This is a genomic window from Allorhizobium sp. GW101-3B10, assembly GCF_059424725.1.
The window spans coordinates 1,816,760-1,842,441 of sequence record NZ_JBWKZR010000001.1 but is presented as its reverse complement, the minus strand read 5'-3'; the positions used below and the strand labels follow the sequence as shown (position 1 = coordinate 1,842,441).

Below are 25,682 nucleotides of genomic sequence, written 5' to 3'. Positions count from 1 at the left end.
GCAATGGAAGAAGGTTGAGAATAAACATGAAGGCTGGTTCAAGATTTTTGAACGCGGTGTCGGCGGTCGCGCTGTCTGCTGGTGTTGTTTCTTCGGGCGCAGGCGTGGCTCTTCTCGCGTCGGCTGCGGTCGCCGAAGCGGCCGTGATCCAGCGTATCGATGTCCGTGGCGTGCAGCGTGTCGGTGTGGATGCAGTTCGCTCCAATATCACCATCAAGCCCGGCCAGAGTTTTTCCAATGTCGACATCGATGAATCGGTCAAGCGTCTCTATGCGACCGGCTTCTTCTCGGATGTGCGCATTTCGGTTTCCGGCGGCACGCTTGTCGTCAATGTGACCGAGAACCAGCTCGTCAACCAGGTCGTGTTCAACGGCAACCGCAAGATCAAGGACGACAAGCTGCGTGGCTTCGTGCAGACGCAGCCCATGGGTCCCTATAGCGACAGTCTCATCGCTGCCGACATCGAGCGCATCAAGGAAGCCTATGCCGGCATCGGCCGCAGCGACATCGAAGTGACGACCCAGGTCGTTCCGGTCGCTGAAGGCCGTGTCAATCTGGCCTTCGTCATCAACGAAGGCGAGCGCACCAAGATCACCCAGATCAACTTCGTCGGCAACAATGCCTATGGCGACGGTCGCCTGGCGGCTGTTCTGCAGACCAAGCGCTCCAACATGCTGTCCTTCCTGACCCGCAAGGACGTCTATAACGAGGACAAGCTGCGCGCTGACGAAGAAGCGCTGCGCCAGTTCTACTACAATCACGGCTACGCCGACTTCCGCGTGATTTCGTCGGAAGCGACGCTGAACGAGACCGGCAACGAATATGCCATCACGATCACCGTCGATGAAGGCGAGCGCTACAAGTTCGGCAACATCGCCGTCGAGTCGACCGTTGAAGGCATCGATGCGACCGAACTCGAGCGCCTGCTCGAAACTCGCGCCGGCAATACCTACAGCGCCCGCGACATCCAGAAGTCGATGGAAGCGATCTCCCAGCGCGTTTCGGCCGCCGGCTATCCGTTTGCCCGCGTCGTTCCGCGCGGCGACCGCAATTTCGAGAACAACACGATCGGCGTGACCTATCTGGTCGACCAGGGCGAGCGCGCCTATGTCGAGCGTATCGAGATCCGCGGCAACACCCGTACGCGTGACTATGTCATCCGTCGCGAATTCGACATCTCCGAAGGCGACGCCTTCAACCAGGAGACTATCAGCCGCGCCAAGCGCCGCCTGGAGTCTCTCGGCTACTTCACGACCGTCAACATCTCGACCGCGCCGGGCAGTGCTTCGGACCGCGTCGTCGTGGTCGTCGACGTGGTCGACCAGCCGACCGGTTCGTTCGGCATCGGCGCCGGCTACTCGGTCGGCGGTGACGGCCTCGTTCTGGAAGCCTCGGTCGAAGAAAAGAACTTCCTCGGTCGCGGCCAGTTCATCCGCCTCGCCGTTGGCGGTGGTCTGGAAGACAGCCGTACCTACAACTTCTCGTTCACCGAGCCTTATTTCCTCGGCTATCGTCTTGCCGCCGGCTTTGACCTGTTCAAGAGCCAGACCAGCAGCAATTCGAACTATGACTACGAGGAAATGGGTGCGACCGTTCGCGTGACCGCGCCGATCACCGAGGATCTGGCGACCACCGTTCGCTACACCTACAAGGAACTGAAGTACAAGGAAGACGGCGCCTATGGTACGGACGGACTTCCGTACACCGCCGACGACCGCCTGGCGGATCCTTACATCGATCTGATCGAGGGCAGCCCTTGGAAGCAGTCGATCATCGGTCATTCGGTTGTCTACAACACTGTCGACGACCGCAATATGCCGCGTGACGGTATCTATGCGACCTTTACGCACGAATATGCGGGTCTGGGCGGCGATTCGGACTTCTACAAGGTCTATGGCCGTGCCCGTTACTTCCACACGCTTTCGGAAGACATGGACCTCGTGGGTTCGCTCTCCGCAGGCGCCGGCCACATGGTCGCGACCGGCGATTCGCTCAACGTCTTCGATCAGTTCCAGATCGGCGGCAAGGATCTGCGCGGCTTCGCCAGCAACGGTATCGGTGCGCGTGCGGACGGCGATCCGCTCGGCGGCACGACCTACATGACGGTTTCGGCGGAAGCCAACTTCCCGCTGCCGCTGTTCCCGTCGGATCTCAACATCCGCGGTACGGTCTTCGCCGATGCCGGTACGCTCTACGGCAACAAGGTCGATACGGGTGGTTCGACCGTCGAAGGCACGGACATGAGCTGGCGTGCGTCGGTTGGTGCAGGTATCATGTGGCTGTCGCCGTTCGGTCCGCTGCGCTTCGATTACGCTGTTCCGGTTGCCAAGGAGGACTTCGACGAGGTCCAGAACTTCCGCTTCAGCATGGCGAACCAGTTCTAAGGTCTTGCAGTCCAGAGCTGCTGGTTGAGTAACGTTCTGGGGTTTTGGCTGATGGAGCATAATCATTTTTTTCCGCCCCGTGAGGGGATCTCTCTGGCGTCGCTTGCGGCGCAGATCGGGGCGGAACTACAGGATGCGGGCGCGGGCGAGCGGGTGATCCGGTCGGTCGCGCCGGTCTATAGGGCCAAGCAGGGTGACATCTGTTACATTCTGTCGCGCCGGAGCAAGGAAGAGCTGAAGACCTGCGAGGCCTCGGCGATCCTGTGCGACAAGGCGCTGAAATCTCTCATTCCCGATCATATACCGGTGCTGCTGGCATCGTCGCCGGCCATGGCTTTCGCCCAGGCCGGGGGCCTGCTCCATCCGGAAGCCTTGCGCCCGGTACCGGTCTCTCCGTCCCAGAACGGGATTTCGCCCGCCGCCTTCGTCGACCCGACCGCAAGGCTGGAGCCGGACGTGCTGGTCGAGCCGATGGCCGTGATCGGCGCGGATGTGGAGATCGGCGAGGGTAGCCGCATCGGCGCAGGCACCGTGATCGGCGCCGGCGTCAGGATCGGCCGCGGCTGCACGATCGCCGCCGGCGCGACGATCCAGTCCGCCCTGATCGGCAACAATGTCATCATCCACAACGGCGCGCGCGTCGGTCAGGACGGCTTCGGCTATGCGCCCGGCCCGCGCGGCATGTTGAAGATCGTGCAGATCGGCCGCGTCATCATCCAGGACAATGTCGAGATCGGAGCCAACACGACGATCGACCGCGGCACGATGGACGACACCGTGATCGGCGAAGGCACGAAGATCGATAATCTCGTGCAGATCGGCCACAATGTTCGCATCGGCCGTCATTGCGGCATCGTCGCCCAGGTCGGCATCGCCGGCAGCACCAAGATCGGTGACGGCGTAATGATCGGCGGCGCCTGCGGCGTGAACGGCCACGTCACCATCGGCGACGGCGCGCAGATCGCGGCGATGAGCGGCGTGCTGTCGGACGTGCCTCCGGGCGAACGTTATGGCGGCATTCCGGCCCGACCGATGAAGGATTTTCTAAAAGACGTTGCGGCGGCCTTGAGTCAGTCCGAAAACCGCAAGCAGAAGGGGGGAACGAATGACTGATCAGGTCAAGACCGAGCTCGGCTCCGCCGACATTCTCGAGATCATGAAGCTTTTGCCGCATCGCTATCCGTTCCTGCTGGTGGACCGGATCATCGAGATCGACGGCGACAACTCGGCGATCGGCATCAAGAACGTCACGGCCAACGAGCCGCATTTCACCGGTCATTTCCCCGAATCCCCGATCATGCCGGGTGTGCTGCTGATTGAGGGTATGGCCCAGACCGCCGGCGCGATCTGTACGCGCCAGCAGGGCGGCGGCGGCAACCTCGTCTATTTCATGACCATCGACAATGCCCGCTTCCGCAAGCCGGTGGTGCCGGGCGACCGCGTCGAGTTCCATGTCTTCAAGCAAAAGCAGCGCGGCAACATCTGGAAGTTCCACTGTGACGCCAAGGTCGACGGCGCCCTGGTGGCCGAGGCCGACATCGGCGCCATGATCATGCGCAAGGACGAGAAATGAGCACGATCGGGCCAGGCGCCGTCATTCACCCCATGGCCGTCGTCGAGGACGGCGCCGTGATCGGGGCGAATGTGAAGATCGGCCCCTTCTGCCATGTCGGGCCGAAGGTGACGCTCGGCGACGGTTGCGAGCTGCTTTCCCATGCGGTCGTCATCGGCCGCACGACGATCGGACGCAATGCCAAGATCCATGCCTGCGCCGTCATCGGCGGTGAGCCGCAGAGCGTCCACCATGCCGGCGAGGAAACCACACTTTCCATCGGCGACAACTGCACGATGCGCGAGGGCGTGACGATGAACACCGGAACCGCCGAGGGCGGCGGCAAGACGGTGGTCGGCAGCAACAACCTCTTCCTCGCCAATTCGCATGTCGCCCATGATTGCCAGCTTGGCGACAACATCATCCTGTCGAACAATGTCATGCTCGCCGGCCATGTGAAAGTCGAGGACCGGGTCATTCTCGGGGGCGGTTCGGCCGTGCACCAGTTTACCCGCATCGGTCGCCAGGCCTTCGTCGGCGGGCTGTCCGCCGTCAGCTATGACGTCATCCCTTACGGCATGCTCAACGGCAATCCGGGCGTGCTCGGTGGCCTCAACGTCGTTGGCATGACGCGCGCCGGTATCGAGCGTTCGGTCATCCATCAGGTGCGCCGCGCCTTCAAGCAGATCTTCGAGGGCGAAGCCTCGGCGCGCGTCAATGCCGCTGCCATCCGCGACGAGTATCTCGATTGCCCGCCGGTCATTGAAATCCTTGATTTCATTGCGGCGGAGAGCGACCGCGCCCTGTCATCGCCGTTCCGCGGCAAGAGCTGATCGCCGTGGCGCCGACCGGGGCTCGCAAAGGCCGCCTGGCGATCGTCGCCGGTGGCGGCTTCTTGCCTCTTTACGTCGCCGAGGCGGCGCGCGCCGCCGGCGAGAATCCCTTCATTCTCCGCCTTCGCAACGAAGCCGACCAGCAATGGCAGGGCTTCGATTCGGCCGTCATCGGCGTCGGTGACATGGCCGGCCTGTCGGCGCTGCTGAAGACCAACGCGATCGATCGCGTCGTGCTTTCGGGCGGCGTCAAGCGACGGCCGGCCTTCGGCGAGATCCGCGTCAATCTGAAGTCGCTGCTCAAGCTGCCCATGGCCGTGAAGACCTTGCTTGCCGGTGGCGACGACGTCGTTTTGAAAATGGTGATCGGCCTGATCGAGGCGCAAGGCTGCCACGTGATCGGCGCGCACGAGATTGCCCCCGACCTGCTCGCCGACACCGGTCCGATCGGTAAAGTTTCCCCCTCTGCCGACGACTGGCGCGACATCGCCCGCGGTGCGGAAGCCGCCGAGGCGCTCGGCCGTCTCGATGTAGGGCAGGGGGCGGTAAGCGTCGGCGGACGCATCGTCGCGCTCGAGGGCGTCGAGGGCACCGACGCCATGCTGGAGCGCGTGGCGCATCTCAGAGCCGAAAAACGCATCTCGCAGCATCGCAAGGGCGTGCTGGTCAAGCTTTGCAAGCCGCAGCAGGACGTACGCGCCGACCTGCCGTCGATCGGCCGTTCGACCATCGAGAATGCCAGAAAGGCGGGGCTGGCCGGCATCGCCGTCGAGGCTGGCCGGGCACTGGTGATCGAGCGCGAGGCGCTGATCAGTGCGGCAGACGAGGCCGGACTGTTCGTCATCGGCATCGATCGCGGCCTTGCCGGAGGAACCCCATGAGCACCAGGCCCCTGAAGATCGCCGTCATCGCCGGAGAAGTCTCGGGGGATCTCCTGGGCGCGGACCTGATCGCCGCGCTGAAGGACCGCCACGGCGGGCCGATCGAACTGGTTGGCGTTGGCGGCGATGCGCTCGAGCGGCAGGGACTTCAGCCGCTCTTCGATTTTTCCGAGCTTTCCGTGATGGGGCTCACCCGGGTTCTGGCGCGGCTGCCGCGCTTCATCCGCCTGATCGGCTTGACGGCCAAGGCGATCATCGCGGCCAGGCCCGACCTGCTTTTGATCGTCGACAGCCCCGATTTCACCCACCGGGTGGCGAAAAAGGTGCGCCAGGCACTGCCTGACCTGCCCGTGGTCGATTACGTCTGCCCGAGCGTCTGGGCCTGGAAGGAATACCGCGCCAAGGCGATGCTTGCCTATGTCGACGAGGTTCTGGCCGTGTTGCCCTTCGAGCCGCAGGTGATGCGCGATCTCGGCGGCCCGCCGACCCATTTCGTCGGCCATCGGCTGGTGACCAACGAGAAACTGCTGGAGACGCGCGCGGCGCGGGCCGGTAAGCGACCCAAGCGCCTGGACGAGGAAAAGACGATCCTGCTGTTGCCCGGCTCGCGCGGCGCCGAGATCACGACCCTTTTGCCGATTTTCGGCGAAACCATGCGCGATTTCGTCGCCCGCAATGGCCCGACGCGGTTCCTGCTGCCGACCGTCCCGCGCCAGGAGGCGCGCGTGCGCCAGATGATTGCCGACTGGGACCTGAAGCCGGAGGTGCTGACGGGCGAGGAGGCGAAATGGCGCGCCTTCGCCGAGGCCGATGCGGCGATCGCCGCATCCGGCACCGTCATCCTGGAGCTGGCGCTCGCCACCGTTCCGGTCGTGTCGACCTACAAGACCGATTGGCTGATCACCATGCTCAGCCACCGCATCAAGACCTGGAGCGGTGCGCTGCCCAATCTGATTGCCGACTACCCGTTCGTTCCGGAATTTCTCAACGACTATGTCCGCCCCGGCAATCTTCTGCGCATGGCCGAACGCCTTGCCGCCGATACGCTGCAGCAGCGGGCCATGCTCGAAGGTTTCGACCTGGTCTGGCAAAGGCTGCAGACCGAGCAGCCCTCGGGCGTCGAGGGCAGCCGTATCGTGCTCGACCTGCTGGCCCGGCGCGGGCGACTTTAAGAAGCCCGGAAGGGCGCGGTGCGGGGCGCGAGCGCCGGCACGTCGAAATGCTCCGGCGGCAGTCCGGCCCTGGCCCGCTCGACCATGTGACGATAGCCCCATTCCAGATGGCGACAGAAGCGCTCCGCGTCGAACAGCGGCGCGATGAAGCGGTTGTCGGCGATCGTCTGGCGAAGGCGTGCGACACGCTCGCGGTCCGAGACAAGCGCGCTGCACAGCGCGACGAAGGCGTCCGCATCCTCGGCGACCAGTTCCGGCAGGCCGATGGCGTTCAGCAGGCTCTCCGAGACCCGTGAGGCGAAGTTCGTGCCCTTGCGGGTTACCACGGGCAGTCCGGCCCAGAGCATGTCAGAGGTGGTCGTGTGGCCATTGTAGGGGAAGCTGTCCAGACCGATATCGGCGGCCGGAACGCGGGCCAGGTGGCTCGCATAGGGCATCTTCGGCGCGAAGATGAACTGGTCGGAACGCACGCCAGCGCGCCGCAGGAAATCGGCGGTGGCGTTTCGCGCATGGGTGCCGTCGACCATCAGCCACAGCACGGCCTCGGGATTGGCGACGAGCACCCGCGCCCAAAGGCCGATCCCTTCGGGCGCATTCTTGCGCTGGCTGTTGAAGGCGGAGAAGACGAAACGGTCCGTTGGTAGACCAAAGGCGCGCCGCGCCGCGGGGCCGGGCACTGTGCGCGTCCACGGGTCGTTCGGCTGATAGCTCTCCGGCATGCGGCAGAATTTCTCGTGATAGTGAGGGCTGGCGCCGTCCGGCAGGACGAAACGGTCGCCGATCACATAGTCGCAGTCGACGCCGACGCTCGAGCCGGGAAAGCCGAGCCAGGCCACATGCACAGGGGCCACCGGGGCATTCATCAGCCGCGAGCGGGAGCCGGCGGTGTGGCCCTTGAGGTCGACGAGAACATCGATGCCGTCCCGCTGCATGGTGGCTGTGGCTTCGTCGTCGGCCATGCCCTCGATGCGCGTGATCCGGCCCCATTCGGCGCGGGCCGCAGCATCCCCGCCGATGAAACGTTCGGGGGTGTGGCAATAGAGGGAGATGTCGAAGCGGTCGCGGTCATGCGCCTTGAGCACCCCGCGCATGAGCCGCATCGTCGCATGATCGGCCCAGAAATCGTTGGAGAGATAACCGACGCGGATCCTGTCGCCGAACCTGTGCGGTCGCGCGCGTCGGCGCGCGGGCGCGTCGGCAGCGAAGGGAGCGAGGCCGGTGATATTGGTGGCGAGCCGGTTCAGCGCTTCGTCGCCGCACCACATCAGATTGTAGTGCGGCGTTTCCGCGGCAAGCGCCCGCGTGTCGCCGGAGGCGATTTCGGCGCGCAGGGCCTGTTCCTCGGCCAGCAGGATCGGATAGTCGCAGAATTCGCGGGCAAATCCCATGAGCGTCGTGCGGATGAAGGGATCGTCCGGAAAGAGGCGCCGCAGCTTGGCAAACAGCGTGAGGTTCCTGGCATTGCGCAGATCGTCGCCGATCAGTGGCACGGCGAGCTTCAGGTGCTCCGGATCGTCGCTGTCGACCAGCAGGTTCTTGATGGAATCGACGAGCAGGCCTGGCTGGCCCGCCTTCAGTCCGACCGAAGCGATGATGAAGGCGGGGGCCGGATCGGCCGGCTGGTGCCGGTTGAGCTGGACGGCAAGCGCCAGCGCCTTGTCGAGGCGGCCGGCGCCGAAATAGAGCCGCGCTGCTTTGAGGAGAAGCGGATAGGGCTGCGGCGATCCCTTGAGGCCGGCATGCTCGAAGGCTTCGGCCGCCTCGCCGACCATGCCGAGTTTCAGCAGGGTCTCGCCGAGCAGTTCGGCGGGGCGGTGGTTCGCAGCCTCCGGCATCAGCCCGGCAAGCAGGGTGAGGACCTCGGAATACCGTTCCGCCGAAAACATGGCTTCGGCCTCCGCCAGCCGGTCGTCGAATGACAAGCGCATGCTCCCCGCAGTTCCAACACATGCCCCTGCCTCTAGCGGACAGAACTTGCGCCTGGCTTTTGGCAGGGCCCTGTCGTCCGGGCCGGGCAGGGCTCTGCCGTCAGGTCATTGCCACGGGGCAAAAGTGTCCTTCATGCGGGACCAGGCAGCCGGCGTGAAGCCGGTAGCCTCGACGAGACAGGCGTCGAGTTCGGCGACAATCGAAGCCTCATCCATCGGATCGGCGCCGATGAAGACGATTTCCTGGCGGCGGTCGCCCCAGACCGGATCGAGATAGGGCGCCATGGCCTTGCGGAATTCGGCGTCGTCCGGCCAGCGCTGGCGCGGGACCGCCGCCCACCAGAGACCCATGCGCCCGGTGCGCACGATGGCGCCGGCCTGGCTCAGTTCCCCGACATGGTCGGGCCGCGTCGCCAGCCAGAAGAAGCCCTTGGCGCGGATGACCCCCGGCCAGGTGCGGCCGATGAAGGCCTGCAGTTTCTTCGGATCGAAGGGCTGGCGCGCCCGATAGACGAAGGAGCGGATGCCGTATTCCTCGGTCTCCGGCACATGGTCCTTGAAGCCGTGCAATTCCTTGAACCAGAGGGGGTGCGTCTCGGCTTTGGCGATGTCGAACAGGCCGGTGCCGAGAATGTCGCGTGGCTCGACCTGGCCGAAGTCGGCCTCGATCAGCCGGGCGTCGGGGTTGAGGCCGGCGATGATCTTGCGCGCCGCGTCGCGCTGTTCCGGCGTTGCCGTCCCGATCTTGTTGAGCACGATGACGTCGGCGAACTCGATCTGCTCGACCAGCAGATCGACCAGCGTGCGGTTGTCCCCGTCACCGGCGGTCTCGCCGCGGTCGGAGAGAAAATCGACGGAGGCATAGTCGGTCAGCAGATTGGCGGCGTCCACCACCGTCACCATGGTATCGAGACGGGCGATGTCCGAGAGGCTGAAGCCATGCTCATCGCGGAAATCGAAGGTCGTGGCGATCGGCAGTGGCTCGGCGATCCCGGTCGCTTCGATGAGGAGATAGTCGAAGCGGTTCTGCGCGGCGAGATCGCGAACGCCCTTCAACAGGTCATCGCGCAGCGTGCAGCAGATGCAGCCATTGCTCATCTCGACCAGTTGCTCGTCGGTGCGCGACAGTGCCGCCTCGCCCCCCCGCACCAGCGCCGCGTCGATATTCACTTCGCTCATGTCGTTGACGATGACGGCGACCTTGAGCCCGCTGCGATTGGACAGCACATGGTTGAGGAGTGTTGTCTTGCCGGCGCCGAGGAAACCGGAGAGCACGGTGACGGGAAGCTTGTCCATGGAACAAACCTTTCTGTTTTTGTAATACTATTACATCGATAGGGCCGAAAAAGGCGGACCCGCAGGTCCGCCCGGGAGGCATGGCGACGAGGCCTTAGCGCGACAGGCAGTCGGTGAGCGACTTCGCCAGATTGTGCATGAGTTCGGGATAGAGGGCCGGACCCGCCTCAAGCGCACCGCCTTCGGGGTCGAGCGTGCCGGCCTTCGCGTCGGTTCCCTCGGTCACGACGGAGACGAGCTTCGGTTCGAACTGCGGCTCGGCGAAGACGCAGGCCGCCTGAAGCTCCTTCACCTTGCCATGGATCTCGGAGACGCGTTCGGCGCCCGGCATGGTCTCCGGGCTCACCGTGATCGAGCCGGCGACGCGGATCTTGTAGCGGTTCTCGAAATACTGATAGGCGTCGTGAAAGACGACGAAGGGCTTGTCGGCCACAGGGGCCACCGCGGTGGCGATGTCCTTGTCCAGCGTGTCGATCTCCTGTGCCAGCGTCACGCCGTTGGCCTTGTAGCGGGCGGCATTGGCGGGATCGGCGGCGACCAAAGTCTCTTCGATCTGCTTGGCCATGGCCTTGGCGTTCATCGGGTCGAGCCAGAGATGCATGTCGAAGCCGCCATGTTCATGGTCGTGATCTTCGCCGGCGTGTTCTTCCGCCGCATGATCCGCCGGGGCATCATGGTCGTCATGCGCCGGAGCTTCGCCAACGGCGTGGTCGGCTTCGTCTTCATGGGCTTCGAAGGCGCCGCCTTCACGGAAGGGCAGGCGCACCAGGCCGGGCGCATCCTCGAGTTCGACCACTTTCGCCTTGCCGGCCAGCGCCTCCAGCGGCTTTTCGAGGAAGGCCTCGAGGCCGGGCCCGACCCAGAAGACCACGTCGGCGTTTTCCAGCGCCCGGGCGTTCGAAGGCCTCAGGCTGTAGGTATGGGCGGAGGCCGCGCCCTCGACGATCAGCGACGGCTCGCCGACACCCTGCATGATCGCCGCGACCAGCGAATGGATCGGTTTGATCGAGACCACGACCTGGGGGGCGGCAAGCGCCAGCGACGGCGTGAGAAGAAGGGCGGCGGTCGAGGCGGCGAGGCCGAGGCGGGAAAACGGCATGGGTGTCAGCTCCATCTTGCGTTTGTAATGTAATATTATTACATGAATTGCGTAATGCTATAACGTGTGCCATAGGATCATGCAACAGCAAATTTCCGGGTCGGACATGACCGCAATGATATCGATGACTGAACAGCCGCTCGTCACGCTTTCCAATGCCGGGATCCGGCGCAACGGCCGCTGGCTGGTGCGCGGCGTCGACTTCTCCGTGCGCCGCGGCGAGATCGTCACCCTGATCGGGCCGAACGGTTCCGGCAAGTCGACCAGCGCCAAGATGGCGATCGGCGTGCTCAATCCGGACGAGGGCAGGGTGGAGCGCACGCCCGGTTTTCGCGTCGGCTACGTGCCGCAGAAGCTGGCGGTCGACTGGACCATGCCGCTGACCGTCAAGCGCCTGATGACACTCACCGTGCGGCTGACCGACAAGGAGATCGCCACTACACTCGAAGCGGTCGGCATCGGCCATCTCGCCGGCGCTGAGGTGCAGCATCTGTCCGGCGGCGAATTCCAGCGCGCGCTTTTGGCCCGTGCCATCGCCCGCAAGCCGGACCTGCTGGTGCTCGACGAACCCGTGCAGGGCGTCGATTTCACCGGCGAGATCGCGCTCTACGATCTCATCACCTCGATCCGCAACACCACCGGCTGCGGCATCCTGCTGATCTCCCACGACCTGCATGTGGTCATGGCCGAGACCGACACGGTGATCTGCCTCAACGGCCATGTCTGCTGCCGCGGCACGCCGGCCGCCGTCAGCCGCAGCCCGGAATATATGCGGCTCTTCGGCGCCACGGCCGGCCGCACGCTTGCCGTCTACAGCCACGACCACGACCATACGCACCTGCCGGACGGCCGCGTGCGCCATGTCGACGGCACGATCACCGATCACTGCCATCCCGATGACGGGCACCACCACGACCACGGACACCAGGGGGAGCCCGGTCACGACCATGCCCACGACCATGGCCCTGCCACTGGCGGGCATGCCGGTCACGACCATGCAAATGATCACACCCACGGCCACGAAGGTCATGGGCACACGGACCACGGGCACGCTCATGTCCACGCTGCAGATGACGACCACGGACATCACCATGCGGACCATGGTCCTCATGCGGCTGCAGGGCTTGTGACCCCGGTTGCGGCACCGACCAAGGAGGCGCGTGATGTTTGACGATTTCTTCCTGCGCGCCATCCTCGCCGGTGTCGGGCTCGCGCTGACCACCGGTCCGCTCGGCTGCTTCGTCATCTGGCGCCGCATGGCCTATTTCGGCGACACCATGGCGCATTCGGCGCTGCTCGGCGTTGCGCTGTCCCTGCTGTTCTCGCTCAACCTGATGGTCAGCGTCTTCGTCGTCGCCGCCGTCGTTTCCCTGCTGCTGCTGGTCCTGCAGAAACGTCAGGCGCTGTCCGCCGATGCGCTGCTCGGCATCCTCAGCCATTCGACGCTGGCGATCGGCCTCGTGCTCGTCGCCTTCATGTCCTGGGTGCGCATCGACCTGATCGCTTTCCTGTTCGGCGACATCCTCGCCGTCACCACGACCGACATCGCCGTCATCTGGGGTGGCGGCGCGGTGGTGCTGGCCCTGATCGCCTGGCTGTGGCGGCCGCTGCTGGCCGCGACCGTCAATGCGGAACTGGCGGAAGCCGAAGGCCTGCATCCCGAACGCGCGCGCCTTGCCTTCATGCTGCTGATGGCGCTGGTGATTGCCATTGCCATGAAGATCGTCGGCATCATGCTGATCACCTCGCTGCTGATCATTCCGGCCGCCGCAGCGCGCCGCTTTTCCGCGACGCCGGAAGTCATGGCGATCGTCGCCTCGCTGATCGGCGCGGTCGCCGTGGTGCTCGGCCTGTTCGGCTCGCTGACCTATGACACGCCGTCCGGCCCGTCGATCGTCGTGGCGGCGCTGATCCTGTTCCTGTTCAGCCTCCTGCCGGCGCCGCGCTTCCGGCGGGACGAAACCACGTCGCGAGGATGAGATGATCCAACCGCCATTGACGAAGAACCAGGCCCTGGTCTTCGATGCGCTGTCGGCATCGCAGGCGCCGCTGTCGGCCTATGGCATTCTCGACCATCTGCGCGACAAGGGTTTTCGCGCGCCGCTGCAGGTGTACCGTGCGCTCGACAAGCTCGTCGAGTTCGGCCTGGTGCATCGTCTGGAGAGCATCAACGCCTTTGTCGCCTGCGCCCATCCGCAGAACGATTGCTGCTCGCACGGCACCGTCGCCTTCGCCATCTGCAACAATTGCGGGCAAGTGGCCGAGTTCCACGACCACACGATCGACCATCGTCTGGCCGACTGGGCAAAGGGCAAGCACTTCAAGGCAGAAAAGACGACGATCGAGATCCGTGGGCTTTGCGCCAACTGCGCTTGAGCCTGCCTAGGATGCGACGAGGGGAACGCGGACCTGCCGCCGTCCTCAGATCTTCTTCAGATCGCGGGCGAAGCGCTGCCAGTTGCGCACATAGCTCTCGGCCGAAAGCCCGAGCCCGGCCGCGGCCGTCTCGTCGAGGCTGCGCACGACGCGGGCCGGTGAGCCGACGATCAGCGAATTGTCGGGAAATTCCTTGCCCTCGGTGATCAGCGCATTGGCGCCGACCAGGCAGTTCTTGCCGATCTTCGCGCCGTTGAGGATCGTCGCGCCCATGCCGATCAGCGAATTGTCGCCGATCGTGCAGCCATGGACAATGGCATGATGGCCGATGGTGCAGCCTGCACCGATCGTCACGGGAAAGCGCGGATCGGTGTGGATCATCACGCCTTCCTGGATATTGGTCCGTTCACCGATGACGATCGGCTCGTTGTCGCCGCGCAGCACCGCGCCGAACCAGATGCCGACATCCTCTCCGAGTTCGACCTGGCCGATCACGTGCGCGTCCGGAGCGACCCAATAGCGGTCTTCGGCGGGAAGCTTCGGCGTCAGATTACCAAGGGAATAGAGCGGCATGGGGTTTCCTCGGATCGGATGGACGGCGTTCAGCGCAGGCGAAGGACGATCGGGAACCGGCCGCCATGGGAAGAGACGTGGAGGTGGATATGCGCCTCCGGCTGCGAATAGCGCCAGGCGCGCGCGCCGTGACACAGCAGCAGGCCGATCAGGTCCTTGGTACGCGAGCCGCGTTTGCGGCTCAGTCCCAGGTCGGCGATGCGGAAGGCCGCCTCGTGCAGGGGGTGCAGACCGTAGCGGCCGTCCTTGCCGCTATTGTCCTGGATCGGGGCGAATTCGACGTGATTCTCGTTCGATGCCATCTTCATTACCTCGTACGCGATACAAAAAATCGAGGTGGGTGGAACCGGCGGTTACTGGGCGGCGGCCCAGCAGCCGATGCCTTTCTTCTTCAACGCCTTGCACGCATTGACGGCCGTCTTCTGGTCGTCGAAGCCGCCGAAGCGTGCGCGGTAGAGTTGAGCGGAGCCTGTGTTGTAGGCCACCGCGAAGGGGGTGGCGGAACGCAATACCTTTCCGCCCTTATCCTGCGCATTGCGCAGAAGGGTCATGGCCTGATCACGGCTCGGCGACGTGCCGATCTGGATCACCCATCCCGAGGAGGGCTGGGTCGAGGCCGTCGTGGTTTCGTCGATTTCGACGGGGGCTGCCTTGGCCTGCTGGACTGCGGCAGGTTCTTCAGCCGGGGCAACAGAGGACTGGCTGTCGGGCATGTAGGCAGGCGCCGGCTGCGGCACCGGCATGCCGGCGCCGAGCGGACGGGGTGCCGCACCGCGGGCCGTGGTTTCGAGCGCTGCGGTCGCGGCGTTGTCATTGGCAGGTGCTGCATAGGCCGAAGCGACGGCCGCCGGTTCGTAACGGGTTTCCGGCAGCGGACCAGTCGAGGGCAGGGACGGCGAACCGAGCGCCACTTCCGGGGCTTCTTCCACGCTTTCGACGGCAGCGACCGGTGCATACGAGGTGTTCATCTTGGCGATCAGGTCGCCGCCGCCGCCGGAACGGGAAGCCTTCGGCAGATAGGCCTGCACGAGCTTGGTCATGCGGGCGTTGCGATTGGCGCCCGACGGCGCGCCCATGACGACGCCGACGATCGAGCGGCCGTCGGCCTGGGCGGAGGTGACGAGGTTGAAACCGGCAGCCCGGGTGAAACCGGTCTTGATGCCGTCGACACCGCGCACGGCGCCCAGCAGACGGTTGTGATTGCCGATCACCTGCTTGCCGAACTTGAAGCTGCGGGTGGAGAAATAGCCGTAATACTGCGGGAAATGCTGGCGAAGGGCGATGCCGAGGCGGGCCTGGTCGCGCGCAGTGGTCATCTGCGCGGTGTTCGGCAGGCCATGGGCATTGCGGTAGGTGGTCTTGGTCATGCCGAGGCTGCGGGCCTTGGCCGTCATCATCTGCGCGAACCGCGCTTCCGAGCCGCCGATATATTCGCCGAGCGCGGTGGCGATGTCGTTGGCAGAGCGGGTGACGAGGGCGAGGATGGCCTGTTCGACGGTAACCGAGCGGCCGGCGCCGACGCCGAGCTTCGACGGCGGTTCGGCTGCGGCATTGGCCGACACCGGAACCTTGCTGTTCAGGCTGATGCGACCGGCTTCCAGCGCTTCGAAGGTCAGATACAGCGTCATCATCTTGGTGAGCGATGCCGGATAGCGCAGGCTGTCCGCGTTCTCGCTGTAGAGGACCTTGCCGGTCCGCGCATCGACGACGATGCCACCATAGGTCGGCTTGGCCGCGGCCGTCGAAACGTTCGTCCCCAAAGCGGCCACGAGCACCAAAGCGGCAACGGCAAGCTTGCGCATCTGGGAAGCGAGGTTAAGGCGTCGGAATGTGTTTTTCACCGCAAGACTCTTCACATGCTGTAATTTCGGATCGGGCGCACCCCCACGCGACCACTCGAAGCGACAGTACGGAAACAGCCTTACCAAGAGGTTTATAATGAATCATTCGTTGCCGGATTTGCGCGCTTTTGAACTTTCGTCGGCACCGGTCCGGTGACGAGGCGGTCGCGAACATAGGCTTCGATGGCGCTGTCGATCTGCGGCCAGTCCGAGAGCAACTCGCTCGAAAAGCGATAGAGAACGGTGAGGTCCCGTCCGACGTGAATGTCGCGCTGGCAGTCGCCGCCGCTGGGCGCTGAGCCGGGTGCGGGGAGCAGGCAACGGACCGCATAATCCGGCTTGCCCGGCCGCGCCGCCGTCAGCAGCACTTCGTCGTCATAGCCCGTGCCGGCCCGGAAACGGTGCAGCGAAAGTCCGAAGGGGCCGTCCTGTTCAGTGCCGTCAAACAGGTGGGTGTAGATCGGCTCCACGCGTCCCGACATGTCGCGCGACATGGTGCTTTGGGAGAGTTGCAGGAAGATCAGCGAATTGGCCCGTGCCGGATCATCGAAGCGGCGGCGGTTGTCGCGGCTGTAGCCGGTCATTTCCGGCCACAGCAGGTAGAGGTCGACGCGTTCGGAAGGGCCGCCCTTGCGCTGTTCCTCGAAGCGGATCGTATTGGCGGTGAGCCGCAGATGGTCGAGACCGATGGATATCTCGACGGGTTCAATGCTGTCGCTATGGCCGGCCAGCGCCCACCGCTCGCCGAAGGTGTGTCCGAACAGGCTGATGCCGACGGAGAGCAGCGCCAGGATCGTGACGGCTGCCGTCAGGATGGCGATGAAACGATTGGAGATGAGGGGCGTCTGGCTCGCCTGATCCGTCACCGTTTCTGTGCTGTGCATGGTTCCGACCCCCGGGCAGCGAATCTCGCCGGCTAGTGGCCCCAAAAGTCGGCGATTATGGTTAAGGCCGCGTTAAGCTTTCCCGGTGTTGCGCCGGAGGCGGCTGGAGGGGCGGACAAAAAGAAAGAGCCGATCCCGGTTGAGCGGGACCGGCTCATTGGCTCCGGTCGGGGACGGGGGTATGCGGGGGACGGACCGGGCCAGGGGCTCAGCAGGTGCCGCGCGAACGCGGCGGCCGATCAGTTCGAATTGACGCTACCGACGGCGGTCGCGCGGCCGTCCTGCAGCTTGACCCAGCGTCCCGGATCGTCGGACGACTGGCGCTTGAGGTAGGTATATTCGGTCTCGGACCACAGCATGACCTTGTTGCGCATGTTGTCGAGGATGAAGTCGCCATGATCGGTGCGCACCGTCAGCACGGCATGTCCTTCGCCGTTCGGCTGCAGGACGACGGTGAGCAGGAGATCGGATGGCGCAAAGCCGCGGTCGATCAGCATCTTGCGCTTGAGCAGGGCGAAGTCTTCGCAGTCGCCGACCGTCCGCGGATAAGCCCAGCGCTCTTCGACGCCGTAGATGTCCTGGTCCGTCAGCGGGGTGATCGAGCTGTTGACCGTATAGTTGACGTCGAGCAGGTCCTTCCAGCTCGTCTCGGTGAGCAGTGCCGGACCGCCGTCGGCGGTAGCGGCAACGCATTCGCCGCCATAGGTCTTGCAGAATTCATAGTGGCCGATCGGCGGATTTGCCTTGCCGACCACCCGCATGTTTGCCGGCAATGCCATCGCCGGAAACGCAAGCGCGCCGGTCATTGCGATGGCCAAGAGTCCAATAGCCAGAGTTCTTTTTGTTGTCATTGGTCGTCTCCCCGTGTTGAGGAGACAATGGCATGGATGTTTTGATCTCTCGCAAAATAGCGAAGTAAAAACAGAGGCTAAATCTAATCAAAGCAACGATAAACGAGAATAAAACAAGTATAAAATTCAAACTGTATTTGAATATGTTTTGATGAAAATTTGTCTCGAATTTTACCGGATCGGCGCGTATTTCCTGCCGGGCGCGGCCGCTGTTCTCCTGCTAATGGTTTGAGGAGAAAGACAAATCGTCCAACCGCCGAGGATTTCACGACGTGATCTGTCAGGGACGTTTCCGGGCGGCGATAACGCACACGCCGGCGGTGATCGGCGCGGATAGGGCTTGGTCGGGCGGCGAAACCACGACGGCAGCGGGCGATGGACCGGGAAGGCTGCAAAGATTTTTTTCGGGAGGACGATTATTTGTCGGCGGCGGTAGTGGCCTGCACGGCGCGGCCCCCGGTTGGTCCAGGGGCGAAGGCCGGGCGCGATGGCGCCCGGCGCATGTCGTGTCAGATGGCGCGCACCAGGATGTGCTTCTTCTTGCCGAGCGACAGCTTGATGACGCCGTCTCCGGTCAACTGTGCCGAGCCGATCGAAAGGCGTTCGTCGCTGACGGCGGCATCGTTGATCTTCACGGCGCCCCCCTGCACATGACGGCGGGCTTCGCCGTTCGAGGCGGCAAGGCCGGCGCGCACGATCAACGACAGAAGGCCGATTCCGGCCTCGAGGTCGGCGGCCGGAACCTCGACCGACGGCAGGTTGTCCGAAAGTCCGCCTTCCTCGAAGGTCTTTCGGGCGGTCTCGGCCGCCTGCTCGGCGGCGTCGCGGCCGTGCAGGATGGCGGTGACCTCGGTCGCCAGGATCTTCTTCACCTCGTTGATCTCTGAGCCGCCAAGGGTGGCCAGTCGGCCGATCTCGTCCATCGGCAGCGTCGTGTAGAGCTTGAGGAAGCGCGGTACGTCGGCATCCTCGGTATTGCGCCAGTACTGCCAGAAGTCGTAGGCCGACAGCATTTCCGAGTTCAGCCACACCGCACCGGTCGCCGACTTGCCCATCTTGGCACCCGACGAGGTGGTGAGAAGCGGCGAAGTCAGGGCATAGAGCTGCTGCGTGCCCATGCGGTGGCCGAGATCGATGCCGTTGATGATATTGCCCCACTGGTCGGAGCCGCCCATCTGCAGCCGGCAGTCGTAGCGCTTGGCGAGCTCGACGAAGTCGTAGGCCTGCAGGATCATGTAGTTGAATTCGAGGAAGGACAGCGACTGCTCGCGGTCGAGGCGGGTCTTCACGCTGTCGAAGGACAGCATGCGGTTGACCGAGAAGTGCCGGCCGACGTCGCGCAGGAATTCGAGGTAGTTGAGCGAACGCAGCCATTCGGCATTATTGATCATCAGGGCGCCGTCCTTCGGCCCCTTGCCGTAGTCGAGATAGTTGGCGAAGACGCGCTTGATCGAGGCGATGTTGCTCTCGATCGTGTCAACGGTCATCAGCTGGCGCGCCTCTTCCTTGAAGGAAGGATCACCGACCATGCCGGTGCCGCCGCCCATCAGCGAGATCGGGCGGTGGCCGGTCGCCTGGAACCAGTGCAGCATCATGATCTGGATGAGCGAGCCGGCGTGCAGGCTGGGCGCTGTCGGGTCGAAGCCGATATAGGCCGTCACGCATTCCTTGGCGAGCAGGTCGTCGAGGCCGCTTTCATCGGATATCTGATGAATGAAGCAGCGCTCTTGCATGGTGCGGAGGAAATCGGACTTGAACTTCGTCATGACCTTCAGGCTTTCTGGATATGGAAGACGGGAAATCGCCGGCGCTTTAGCATTGTTTTTTGAATTGTGCACCCGTTTCAGCCATGAATAGCGCTGATGGCATTCATTCGAATCGGCGGAGAACGGCTTTGGGCGACAGGATGCGGGCGATCGGACTGATGAGCGGTACCTCGATGGACGGAATCGACGTCGCCATCCTGACGACGGACGGCGAAGGCGTCGTCGAGCGAGGGCCATTTCTCGCCGTGCCCTATGATCCGGCCTTTCGGGATCGGTTGAAACAGGGACTGGAAGACGCAAGGCCGATGACTGTGCGCTCGGCGCGCCCCGGTTCCCTCGCCGAACTGGAACGGGAGCTGACGCTGCGTCACGCGGCGGCGGTCAAGACCTTCCTGGAAACCAACGGCCTTTCGGCGGGCGAGATCGCCGTGATCGGCTTCCATGGCCAGACAGTCCTGCATCGTCCGGACCAGGCGCTGACCGTGCAGATCGGCGACGGCGCTCTGCTCGCCCGGGAAACCGGCATCGACGTGGTCTATGACATGCGGGCCAACGACATGGCCCATGGCGGGCAGGGCGCCCCGCTCGTGCCCGCCTATCACGCGGCGCTCGCCGCCTCCCTGACGAAGGCCGACCGCCCGGTCTGCTTCGTCAACATCGGCGGCATTTCCAACCTCACCTATGTCGGCCCCGAGGGCGAGATCCTCGCCTTCGACAGCGGGCCGGGCAATACGCTGATCGACCAGTGGGTGGAGGTCAATGCCGGCGTGCCCTTCGACCAGGGCGGCATGATCGCATCGGAAGGCTCGGTGCTCATGCCGCTCGCCGAACGTTATCTCGACCACCCCTTCTTCACCACCGACCAGCGCCGCTCGCTCGATCGCAACGATTTTCGCCCGCCGGAACCGGACGAAGCCGGGCTGCACGACGGCGCACGTACGCTCGCCTATGTGACGGCCGCCGCCATCCTGCGCTCGGCCGGCCATCTGCCCCATCCGCCGCAGACCTACATCATCAGCGGTGGCGGGCGGCTCAACCGCATCATCATGGCCGACCTGAAGGAGATCGCCGCCCGCAGCGGCGCAACCGTCCTGACGGCGGAAGAGGCCGGTTTCGACGGCGACGCGACGGAAGCCGAGGCCTGGGCCTATCTCGCGGTGCGCTCGCTGAAGCGACTGCCGCTGACCTTCCCCGGGACGACGGGGGTGAAGGCGGCGGTGACGGGCGGCTTGCTGGCCCGCGCCATCGTGCCGTCGCCGTCAGCGGCCGAATAGTTTCGGCATGGTCCTGGCGAAGGCGGCGCCATCCCTCAGGCCCACTTCGAAGGCATGCCTGAGGCCTGCGGCATCCGAAACCGTGAACTTGTTGACGCGGATGTCCTCGCTCGGGCCGACGACGACCCGGTTGGGCGAGGCTGGCGGCTGCCGGCCATAGCGCGTGGTCAGAAGCAGCGTCCGGCCGCCGGCCGCCTCGGTCTCGGAAAGCCGGATCGTCGGCGGATTGTCGACCAGCCCGCCGTCGAGATGGTCGCGCTCGGCGATGCGGCCGACCGGCATGAAGGGCGGCACCGATGAGGTGGCCATCATGGCGTCGACCAGATCGGCCGCGGACGAAAGCTCATGCGTCGAAATCCACACAGGTTTCAGCCCGAGATAGCGGCCCGCCTTGGAATGGGCGCCGCCGGTCAGGCGTTTCTCGATCTGGTAGGCAGCGATCGAACCGAGGGCGGCAAGCCCGCCCGGCATCCATTCCGGCGGTCGCGCGAGCTGGATCCACATCGGCGGTGCGGCCTTGAGCGCCGCAAGCTCGGTCTCGCCGAACTGTTCGGCGAGAAACTGCCGGAACAGGCCGCCGACGACCAGCGGCGACCGGCGCTCCTTCAATGCCGCCCAGTCGAGATCCGGGATATTGCGTTCGGCGAAGGTGAAGGCGGCATGGCGCACCCGCTCGCCGACGCCGGCCAGGCTCATGGCGCAGTGATAGGCGCCAGCGGACACCGCTACATAGTAGGATGGTCGCTGCGGATAGCGCAGGTTCAGCGCCAGATGGAAGCCGCTCTGCCAGTAGCAGCGGTTTCCGCCGCCGGCAAAGCCGATCGCATCGAAGGAAAGGGCGTCAGGCATCTCGGGTGGATCTAACGTCGGGTTGAAATGTCTCGTGGCTATTGTTCAAGTCAGAACAATCTTGCCGTGTTTTGTCAACGCCGGTTGTGCCGATCCGCTCCTCCACAGGCAAATCCGCGCAATAAAAAACGCCGGCCTTTCGACCGGCGTTCTCTATAATTGCATGACCGAGGCTCAGCGGATGCGCTTGGCGGCCGGTTCCGGTACCAGTTCGCCTTCGAGGCGACGGTCGAGATAGTCCTCGCATTCGGCCATCAGCGTTTCCGTCTGGCCGGAGAAGAAGTGGTTGGCGCCGGGCAACGTCTTCTGGGTGATCAGGATGCCCTTCTGCGTCTTCAGTTTGTCGACCAGGCCCTGGACGTCCTTTTCCGGCGCGACCTTGTCGGCGTCGCCATGGATGATCAGGCCGGACGACGGGCAGGGGGCGAGGAAGGAGAAGTCATAGGTGTTGGGTTGCGGCGCGATCGAGATGAAGCCCTCGATCTCCGGCCGGCGCATCAGAAGCTGCATGCCGATCCAGGCGCCGAAATTGTAGCCGGCGACCCAGCAGCTCTTCGAATCGGGATGCAGGCTCTGCACCCAGTCGAGCGCGGAAGCCGCATCCGACAGCTCGCCCGCGCCATGGTCGAATTCGCCCTGGCTGCGGCCGATGCCGCGGAAGTTGAAGCGCAGCGTCGTGAAGCCGCGCTTCTGGAACATGTAGAAGAGCTGGTAGACGATCTGGTTGTTCATCGTGCCGCCGAACTGCGGATGCGGATGCAGGATGATCGCGATCGGCGCGCTTTTCTCCTTGGACGGCTGGTACCGTCCTTCGAGGCGGCCCGCCGGGCCGTTGAAAATCACTTCGGGCATTGGGTCTCCGGTCCGTGCAAATTTCTGTGGTTCCTGGACAAGCATTTCCTGTCAGCTGACTTGACGAAGTCACTCAACTTTCATAAAACCCAGTTTAGAATTGTTCGAAACTGGATTGGCTGTCCATCCAAGGTCGAAGGTGTCATAGGACAAGCCCGACGGAAATTTCAAGGAAAATGCGCTTGCTGGTTGCCAGCGGGCGCGGCACGGACGTGATATGGCCAAGGAGCGCATCTATCTCGACTGGAATGCCACCGCCCCCCTCATGGAGGCGGCGCGCTCCGTCACGATCGACGCACTCGCCCTGACGGGCAACCCCAATTCCGTGCATGCCGAGGGCCGCGCCGCCAGGGCCGTGATCGAGACGGCCCGCCGCGAAGTGGCAGCCCTCGTCGGTGCTGCGGCCGCCAATGTCATCTTCACGGCCGGCGCCACCGAAGCGGCAAACCTGGTGCTGACGCCGTCCTACCGGATGGGCAAGGCGCCCTTGCCGATCGGTCGGCTCTATGTTTCGGCCATCGAGCATCCGGCCGTGCGCGAGGGCGGCCGATTCGCGCCCGGGCAGATCAGCGAAATTCCGGTGACCCCCGCCGGGTTGACAGATCTCGAGGTGCTGGAACGGCTTCTTTCCGCCCATGACGCCTCGACGGGGCTGCCGCTGGTGGCGGTGATGGCGGTCAACAACGAGACCGGCATCATCCAACCGATTCGGGAGGCCGCTCAGATCGTACATAGACACGGTGGCCTGCTGCTGGTCGATGCGGTGCAGGCGGCCGGGCGGATACCGCTCGATCTGCCGGACATCGGTGCCGACTTCCTCATTCTGTCCGCCCACAAGCTGGGAGGACCGAAGGGGGCCGGCGCGCTGATCGCCCGTGGCGAAACCCTGATGCCCGCGCCGCTGATCCGCGGCGGCGGCCAGGAGAAGGGCCATCGGGCGGGGACGGAGAATGTCGCAGCGATTGCCGGCTTCGGCGCGGTTGCCGCCTGGGCACGAACCGGGCTCGAGGCCAGAAATGCGGCAATCGGCGCCTTGCGCGACCGATTGGAACAAGGCATGCGGAGCGCGGCGCCCGATCTCGTCATTCATGGCGAGGGGATCGCGCGCGTCGCCAATACGAGTTTCTTCACCCTGCCGGGTCTGAAGGCGGAAACCGGCCAGATCGCCTTCGATCTGGAGGGGGTTGCGCTTTCTGCGGGGGCCGCCTGCTCGTCCGGCAAACTCGGCGCCAGCCACGTGCTGACCGCCATGGGGCAGGACGCCAAGACGGGGGCCTTGCGCATCTCGCTCGGGGCGGCGACGACCGAAGGGGAGATCGACCGCACGGTCGAGATATTTGCGAAGATCGCGGGGCGCCGGAAAATCTCCGGCGAGGCCGCATGAAAGACCGGGAAAAATTGTCAAAAACCAATTTTCTCCTTGCCGCGAGGGTGAAAAACACGCCTGTGGCGACTACATAGGGGCGGGTTTCCGCTCAAAACGTTGACAAGCTGCCGGCCTTTGATCCGGCAAGATTGGAGAACGCGAATGGCTGCTGTGCAGGAAACGATCGATCAGGTTCGCCAGATCGATGTGGACCAGTACAAATACGGTTTCGAGACGATGATCGAAGTCGACAAGGCTCCCAAGGGCCTGTCGGAAGACATCATCCGCTTCATTTCCGCAAAGAAGAACGAACCGGAATGGATGCTTGCCTGGCGGCTTGACGCCTACAAGCGTTGGCTCACCATGGAAGAGCCGACCTGGGCGCGCGTCAATTATCCGAAGATCGACTTCAACGACCTCTATTATTATGCCGCGCCGAAGAGCACGACCGGCCCGACCTCGATCGACGAGGTCGATCCCGAGCTGCTGAAGGTCTACGAAAAGCTCGGCATTCCGCTGCGCGAGCAGGAGATCCTGGCCGGCGTGCAGACCTCCAAGATCGCCGTCGACGCCGTGTTCGACAGCGTCTCGGTCGTCACCACCTTCAAGGAAGAGCTGAAGAAGGCCGGCGTGATCTTCATGTCGATCTCGGAGGCGATCCGCGAGCATCCCGAGCTGGTGCAGAAATATCTCGGCTCGGTCGTGCCGGTCACTGACAACTATTATGCGACGCTGAATACCGCGGTCTTCACCGACGGTTCCTTCGTCTTCGTTCCCAAGGGCGTTCGCTGCCCGATGGAATTGTCGACCTATTTCCGTATCAACGAGAAGAACACCGGCCAGTTCGAGCGCACGCTGATCATCGCCGAGGAAGGGGCCTACGTCTCCTATCTCGAAGGCTGCACCGCGCCGCAGCGGGATGAAAACCAGCTGCACGCTGCCGTGGTCGAACTGGTGGCGCTGGACGATGCCGAGATCAAGTATTCCACCGTCCAGAACTGGTATCCGGGCGACAAGGAAGGCAAGGGCGGCATCTACAACTTCGTCACCAAGCGGGGCGATTGCCGCGGCAAGAACTCCAAGATTTCCTGGACCCAGGTCGAGACCGGTTCGGCGATCACCTGGAAATACCCGTCCTGCATCCTGCGCGGCGACGGCTCGCGCGGCGAGTTCTACTCGATCGCCGTGTCGAACGGCCACCAGCAGATCGACAGTGGCACCAAGATGATCCATCTCGGCAAGAACACGTCGAGCCGCATCATCTCCAAGGGCATTTCCGCCGGCTTCTCCAACAACACCTATCGCGGCCAGGTCTCGGCCCACCGCAAGGCGGAGAATGCCCGCAACTTCACCCAGTGCGACAGCCTGCTGATTGGTGACAAGTGCGGCGCGCATACGGTGCCCTATATCGAGGCGAAGAACTCGACGGCGCAGTTCGAGCACGAGGCGACCACCTCGAAGATCTCCGAGGACCAGCTGTTCTACTGCCTGCAGCGCGGCATTCCGCAGGAAGCGGCGATCGCGCTGATCGTCAACGGCTTTGTCCGTGAGGTCATCCAGGAACTGCCGATGGAGTTTGCCGTCGAAGCGCAGAAGCTGATCGGCATCTCGCTGGAGGGGAGCGTTGGCTGATGAACGAAAAGGTCGAGAGTCTCATTTTGGAGCATTTGCGGGCCATGCGGGCCGAAATTGCGGGAATGGGTGAAGAGATCCGTGGGATTCGCAGTGAAATGCGGTCGATGAAACAGCACATGGCTGCTTTCATGTCCCATGAAACGGCGCAGGACGGCGACATCGCCTCGGTCAAACTTCAGCTCGAACGCATCGGCAAGCGCCTAGACATCGTGGAATGAGCAGGAGTGGCGCTCGAAGGCGCCCCCTCGTTCCGTAGAGCAACTTTTGAAT

Annotated in this window: 24 protein-coding genes; 13 read left to right on the top strand and 11 right to left on the bottom strand. The window is 64.0% G+C overall.

Annotated elements, in window-relative coordinates; translation table 11 throughout:
• Positions 1 to 26: 26 nt before the first annotated feature.
• The 6 genes from bamA to lpxB are packed head-to-tail and all read left to right on the top strand — an operon-like array spanning position 27 to position 6,822.
• The gene (gene bamA, locus AC07Y0_RS08890; RefSeq protein WP_498676456.1) at positions 27 to 2,384 is read left to right on the top strand and encodes an outer membrane protein assembly factor BamA; all 2,358 of its coding nucleotides are present in this window, start codon (positions 27 to 29) and stop codon (positions 2,382 to 2,384) included.
• A gap of 51 nt (positions 2,385 to 2,435) precedes the next feature.
• Positions 2,436 to 3,497: a UDP-3-O-(3-hydroxymyristoyl)glucosamine N-acyltransferase gene (gene lpxD / locus AC07Y0_RS08885; protein WP_498676454.1), complete on the top strand. Its 1,062-nt coding sequence runs from the start codon at positions 2,436 to 2,438 to the stop codon at positions 3,495 to 3,497.
• Positions 3,490 to 3,957 (top strand): 3-hydroxyacyl-ACP dehydratase FabZ, encoded by a 468-nt coding sequence (fabZ, locus tag AC07Y0_RS08880; RefSeq protein ID WP_498676452.1) that lies wholly within the window; start codon positions 3,490 to 3,492, stop codon positions 3,955 to 3,957. Before lpxD ends, fabZ begins: the two co-directional genes overlap by 8 nt.
• Complete coding sequence (gene lpxA, locus AC07Y0_RS08875; RefSeq protein ID WP_498676450.1) at positions 3,954 to 4,769, top strand: acyl-ACP--UDP-N-acetylglucosamine O-acyltransferase; 816 nt, start codon at positions 3,954 to 3,956, stop codon at positions 4,767 to 4,769. The genes fabZ and lpxA overlap by 4 nt, the downstream gene beginning before the upstream one ends.
• A gap of 5 nt (positions 4,770 to 4,774) precedes the next feature.
• Entirely contained in the window at positions 4,775 to 5,650 is an 876-nt protein-coding gene (locus tag AC07Y0_RS08870) for an LpxI family protein (RefSeq protein ID WP_498676448.1), read from the top strand.
• Positions 5,647 to 6,822: a lipid-A-disaccharide synthase gene (gene lpxB / locus AC07Y0_RS08865; protein WP_498676446.1), complete on the top strand. Its 1,176-nt coding sequence runs from the start codon at positions 5,647 to 5,649 to the stop codon at positions 6,820 to 6,822. The genes AC07Y0_RS08870 and lpxB overlap by 4 nt, the downstream gene beginning before the upstream one ends.
• Here lpxB and AC07Y0_RS08860 read toward each other — a convergent pair.
• The 3 genes from AC07Y0_RS08860 to znuA all read right to left on the bottom strand — a co-directional run bounded on the left by AC07Y0_RS08860 (position 6,819) and on the right by znuA (position 11,145).
• Positions 6,819 to 8,750 (bottom strand): O-linked N-acetylglucosamine transferase, SPINDLY family protein, encoded by a 1,932-nt coding sequence (locus AC07Y0_RS08860; RefSeq protein ID WP_498676443.1) that lies wholly within the window; start codon positions 8,748 to 8,750, stop codon positions 6,819 to 6,821. The two genes, lpxB and AC07Y0_RS08860, sit on opposite strands and share 4 nt — an antisense overlap.
• 105 nt (positions 8,751 to 8,855) lie before the next feature.
• Entirely contained in the window at positions 8,856 to 10,046 is a 1,191-nt protein-coding gene (locus AC07Y0_RS08855) for a GTP-binding protein (protein ID WP_498676441.1), read from the bottom strand.
• A 94-nt stretch (positions 10,047 to 10,140) separates the two neighbouring features.
• Positions 10,141 to 11,145: a zinc ABC transporter substrate-binding protein ZnuA gene (gene znuA, locus AC07Y0_RS08850; protein WP_498676438.1), complete on the bottom strand. Its 1,005-nt coding sequence runs from the start codon at positions 11,143 to 11,145 to the stop codon at positions 10,141 to 10,143.
• A gap of 106 nt (positions 11,146 to 11,251) precedes the next feature.
• Between znuA and AC07Y0_RS08845 the strand changes: the two genes are divergently transcribed.
• The 3 genes from AC07Y0_RS08845 to AC07Y0_RS08835 are packed head-to-tail and all read left to right on the top strand — an operon-like array spanning position 11,252 to position 13,521.
• On the top strand, positions 11,252 to 12,316 hold the full coding sequence (locus AC07Y0_RS08845) for an ATP-binding cassette domain-containing protein (RefSeq protein ID WP_498676436.1): 1,065 nt from the start codon (positions 11,252 to 11,254) through the stop codon (positions 12,314 to 12,316).
• Entirely contained in the window at positions 12,309 to 13,124 is an 816-nt protein-coding gene (gene znuB / locus AC07Y0_RS08840) for a zinc ABC transporter permease subunit ZnuB (RefSeq protein ID WP_498676434.1), read from the top strand. The genes AC07Y0_RS08845 and znuB overlap by 8 nt, the downstream gene beginning before the upstream one ends.
• Before the next feature lies 1 nt (position 13,125).
• Positions 13,126 to 13,521, top strand: coding sequence for a Fur family transcriptional regulator (locus AC07Y0_RS08835; RefSeq protein ID WP_498676433.1), 396 nt, complete (start codon positions 13,126 to 13,128; stop codon positions 13,519 to 13,521).
• A 45-nt stretch (positions 13,522 to 13,566) separates the two neighbouring features.
• On the opposite strand, the gene AC07Y0_RS08830 is transcribed toward AC07Y0_RS08835, so the two are convergent.
• The 6 genes from AC07Y0_RS08830 to tyrS form a co-directional block, all read right to left on the bottom strand.
• The gene (locus AC07Y0_RS08830; protein ID WP_498676430.1) at positions 13,567 to 14,094 is read right to left on the bottom strand and encodes a gamma carbonic anhydrase family protein; all 528 of its coding nucleotides are present in this window, start codon (positions 14,092 to 14,094) and stop codon (positions 13,567 to 13,569) included.
• 29 nt (positions 14,095 to 14,123) lie between these two features.
• Positions 14,124 to 14,396, bottom strand: a complete 273-nt coding sequence (locus tag AC07Y0_RS08825) for a hypothetical protein (protein WP_498676429.1) — start codon at positions 14,394 to 14,396, stop codon at positions 14,124 to 14,126.
• Positions 14,397 to 14,447: 51 nt separating this feature from the next.
• The gene (locus tag AC07Y0_RS08820; RefSeq protein ID WP_498680204.1) at positions 14,448 to 15,896 is read right to left on the bottom strand and encodes an SPOR domain-containing protein; all 1,449 of its coding nucleotides are present in this window, start codon (positions 15,894 to 15,896) and stop codon (positions 14,448 to 14,450) included.
• 131 nt (positions 15,897 to 16,027) lie between these two features.
• The gene (locus tag AC07Y0_RS08815) at positions 16,028 to 16,819 is read right to left on the bottom strand and encodes a hypothetical protein (protein WP_498676427.1); all 792 of its coding nucleotides are present in this window, start codon (positions 16,817 to 16,819) and stop codon (positions 16,028 to 16,030) included.
• Positions 16,820 to 17,058: 239 nt separating this feature from the next.
• Positions 17,059 to 17,670, bottom strand: a complete 612-nt coding sequence (locus AC07Y0_RS08810; RefSeq protein ID WP_498676425.1) for a transglutaminase-like cysteine peptidase — start codon at positions 17,668 to 17,670, stop codon at positions 17,059 to 17,061.
• 509 nt (positions 17,671 to 18,179) lie between these two features.
• Positions 18,180 to 19,436, bottom strand: coding sequence for a tyrosine--tRNA ligase (gene tyrS / locus AC07Y0_RS08805; RefSeq protein WP_498676423.1), 1,257 nt, complete (start codon positions 19,434 to 19,436; stop codon positions 18,180 to 18,182).
• Positions 19,437 to 19,564: 128 nt separating this feature from the next.
• On the opposite strand from tyrS, the gene AC07Y0_RS08800 reads away from it, so the two are divergent.
• Entirely contained in the window at positions 19,565 to 20,710 is a 1,146-nt protein-coding gene (locus tag AC07Y0_RS08800) for an anhydro-N-acetylmuramic acid kinase (protein WP_498676421.1), read from the top strand.
• Here AC07Y0_RS08800 and AC07Y0_RS08795 read toward each other — a convergent pair.
• A complete protein-coding gene (locus AC07Y0_RS08795; protein ID WP_498676420.1) occupies positions 20,696 to 21,559 on the bottom strand; it encodes a patatin-like phospholipase family protein in 864 nt (287 codons plus the stop codon). The two genes, AC07Y0_RS08800 and AC07Y0_RS08795, sit on opposite strands and share 15 nt — an antisense overlap.
• Positions 21,560 to 21,733: 174 nt before the next feature.
• Positions 21,734 to 22,411, bottom strand: a complete 678-nt coding sequence (locus AC07Y0_RS08790; protein ID WP_028735059.1) for an alpha/beta hydrolase — start codon at positions 22,409 to 22,411, stop codon at positions 21,734 to 21,736.
• A 217-nt stretch (positions 22,412 to 22,628) separates the two neighbouring features.
• Between AC07Y0_RS08790 and AC07Y0_RS08785 the strand changes: the two genes are divergently transcribed.
• The 3 genes from AC07Y0_RS08785 (at position 22,629) to AC07Y0_RS08775 (ending at position 25,630) form a co-directional block, all read left to right on the top strand.
• Positions 22,629 to 23,795 (top strand): cysteine desulfurase family protein, encoded by a 1,167-nt coding sequence (locus tag AC07Y0_RS08785; RefSeq protein WP_498676418.1) that lies wholly within the window; start codon positions 22,629 to 22,631, stop codon positions 23,793 to 23,795.
• 144 nt (positions 23,796 to 23,939) lie between these two features.
• Entirely contained in the window at positions 23,940 to 25,409 is a 1,470-nt protein-coding gene (gene sufB, locus AC07Y0_RS08780; protein ID WP_454745756.1) for a Fe-S cluster assembly protein SufB, read from the top strand.
• Positions 25,409 to 25,630, top strand: a complete 222-nt coding sequence (locus AC07Y0_RS08775; protein WP_498676416.1) for a hypothetical protein — start codon at positions 25,409 to 25,411, stop codon at positions 25,628 to 25,630. The genes sufB and AC07Y0_RS08775 overlap by 1 nt, the downstream gene beginning before the upstream one ends.
• The last annotated feature ends 52 nt before the right edge of the window (positions 25,631 to 25,682 follow it).

Coding starts and splice junctions, on each gene's coding strand:
- AC07Y0_RS08860 (WP_498676443.1), bottom strand. CDS start 8,750: ATGCGCTTGTCATTCGACGACCGGCTGGCGGAGGCCGAAGCCATGTTT.
- AC07Y0_RS08835 (WP_498676433.1), top strand. CDS start 13,126: ATGATCCAACCGCCATTGACGAAGAACCAGGCCCTGGTCTTCGATGCG.
- AC07Y0_RS08785 (WP_498676418.1), top strand. CDS start 22,629: ATGGCCAAGGAGCGCATCTATCTCGACTGGAATGCCACCGCCCCCCTC.
- AC07Y0_RS08845 (WP_498676436.1), top strand. CDS start 11,252: ATGACCGCAATGATATCGATGACTGAACAGCCGCTCGTCACGCTTTCC.
- fabZ (WP_498676452.1), top strand. CDS start 3,490: ATGACTGATCAGGTCAAGACCGAGCTCGGCTCCGCCGACATTCTCGAG.
- AC07Y0_RS08830 (WP_498676430.1), bottom strand. CDS start 14,094: ATGCCGCTCTATTCCCTTGGTAATCTGACGCCGAAGCTTCCCGCCGAA.
- bamA (WP_498676456.1), top strand. CDS start 27: ATGAAGGCTGGTTCAAGATTTTTGAACGCGGTGTCGGCGGTCGCGCTG.
- lpxD (WP_498676454.1), top strand. CDS start 2,436: ATGGAGCATAATCATTTTTTTCCGCCCCGTGAGGGGATCTCTCTGGCG.
- znuB (WP_498676434.1), top strand. CDS start 12,309: ATGTTTGACGATTTCTTCCTGCGCGCCATCCTCGCCGGTGTCGGGCTC.
- lpxB (WP_498676446.1), top strand. CDS start 5,647: ATGAGCACCAGGCCCCTGAAGATCGCCGTCATCGCCGGAGAAGTCTCG.
- znuA (WP_498676438.1), bottom strand. CDS start 11,145: ATGCCGTTTTCCCGCCTCGGCCTCGCCGCCTCGACCGCCGCCCTTCTT.
- AC07Y0_RS08795 (WP_498676420.1), bottom strand. CDS start 21,559: ATGCCTGACGCCCTTTCCTTCGATGCGATCGGCTTTGCCGGCGGCGGA.
- AC07Y0_RS08820 (WP_498680204.1), bottom strand. CDS start 15,896: ATGCGCAAGCTTGCCGTTGCCGCTTTGGTGCTCGTGGCCGCTTTGGGG.
- AC07Y0_RS08855 (WP_498676441.1), bottom strand. CDS start 10,046: ATGGACAAGCTTCCCGTCACCGTGCTCTCCGGTTTCCTCGGCGCCGGC.
- AC07Y0_RS08810 (WP_498676425.1), bottom strand. CDS start 17,670: ATGACAACAAAAAGAACTCTGGCTATTGGACTCTTGGCCATCGCAATG.
- AC07Y0_RS08790 (WP_028735059.1), bottom strand. CDS start 22,411: ATGCCCGAAGTGATTTTCAACGGCCCGGCGGGCCGCCTCGAAGGACGG.
- tyrS (WP_498676423.1), bottom strand. CDS start 19,436: ATGACGAAGTTCAAGTCCGATTTCCTCCGCACCATGCAAGAGCGCTGC.
- AC07Y0_RS08775 (WP_498676416.1), top strand. CDS start 25,409: ATGAACGAAAAGGTCGAGAGTCTCATTTTGGAGCATTTGCGGGCCATG.
- lpxA (WP_498676450.1), top strand. CDS start 3,954: ATGAGCACGATCGGGCCAGGCGCCGTCATTCACCCCATGGCCGTCGTC.
- sufB (WP_454745756.1), top strand. CDS start 23,940: ATGGCTGCTGTGCAGGAAACGATCGATCAGGTTCGCCAGATCGATGTG.
- AC07Y0_RS08815 (WP_498676427.1), bottom strand. CDS start 16,819: ATGCACAGCACAGAAACGGTGACGGATCAGGCGAGCCAGACGCCCCTC.
- AC07Y0_RS08825 (WP_498676429.1), bottom strand. CDS start 14,396: ATGGCATCGAACGAGAATCACGTCGAATTCGCCCCGATCCAGGACAAT.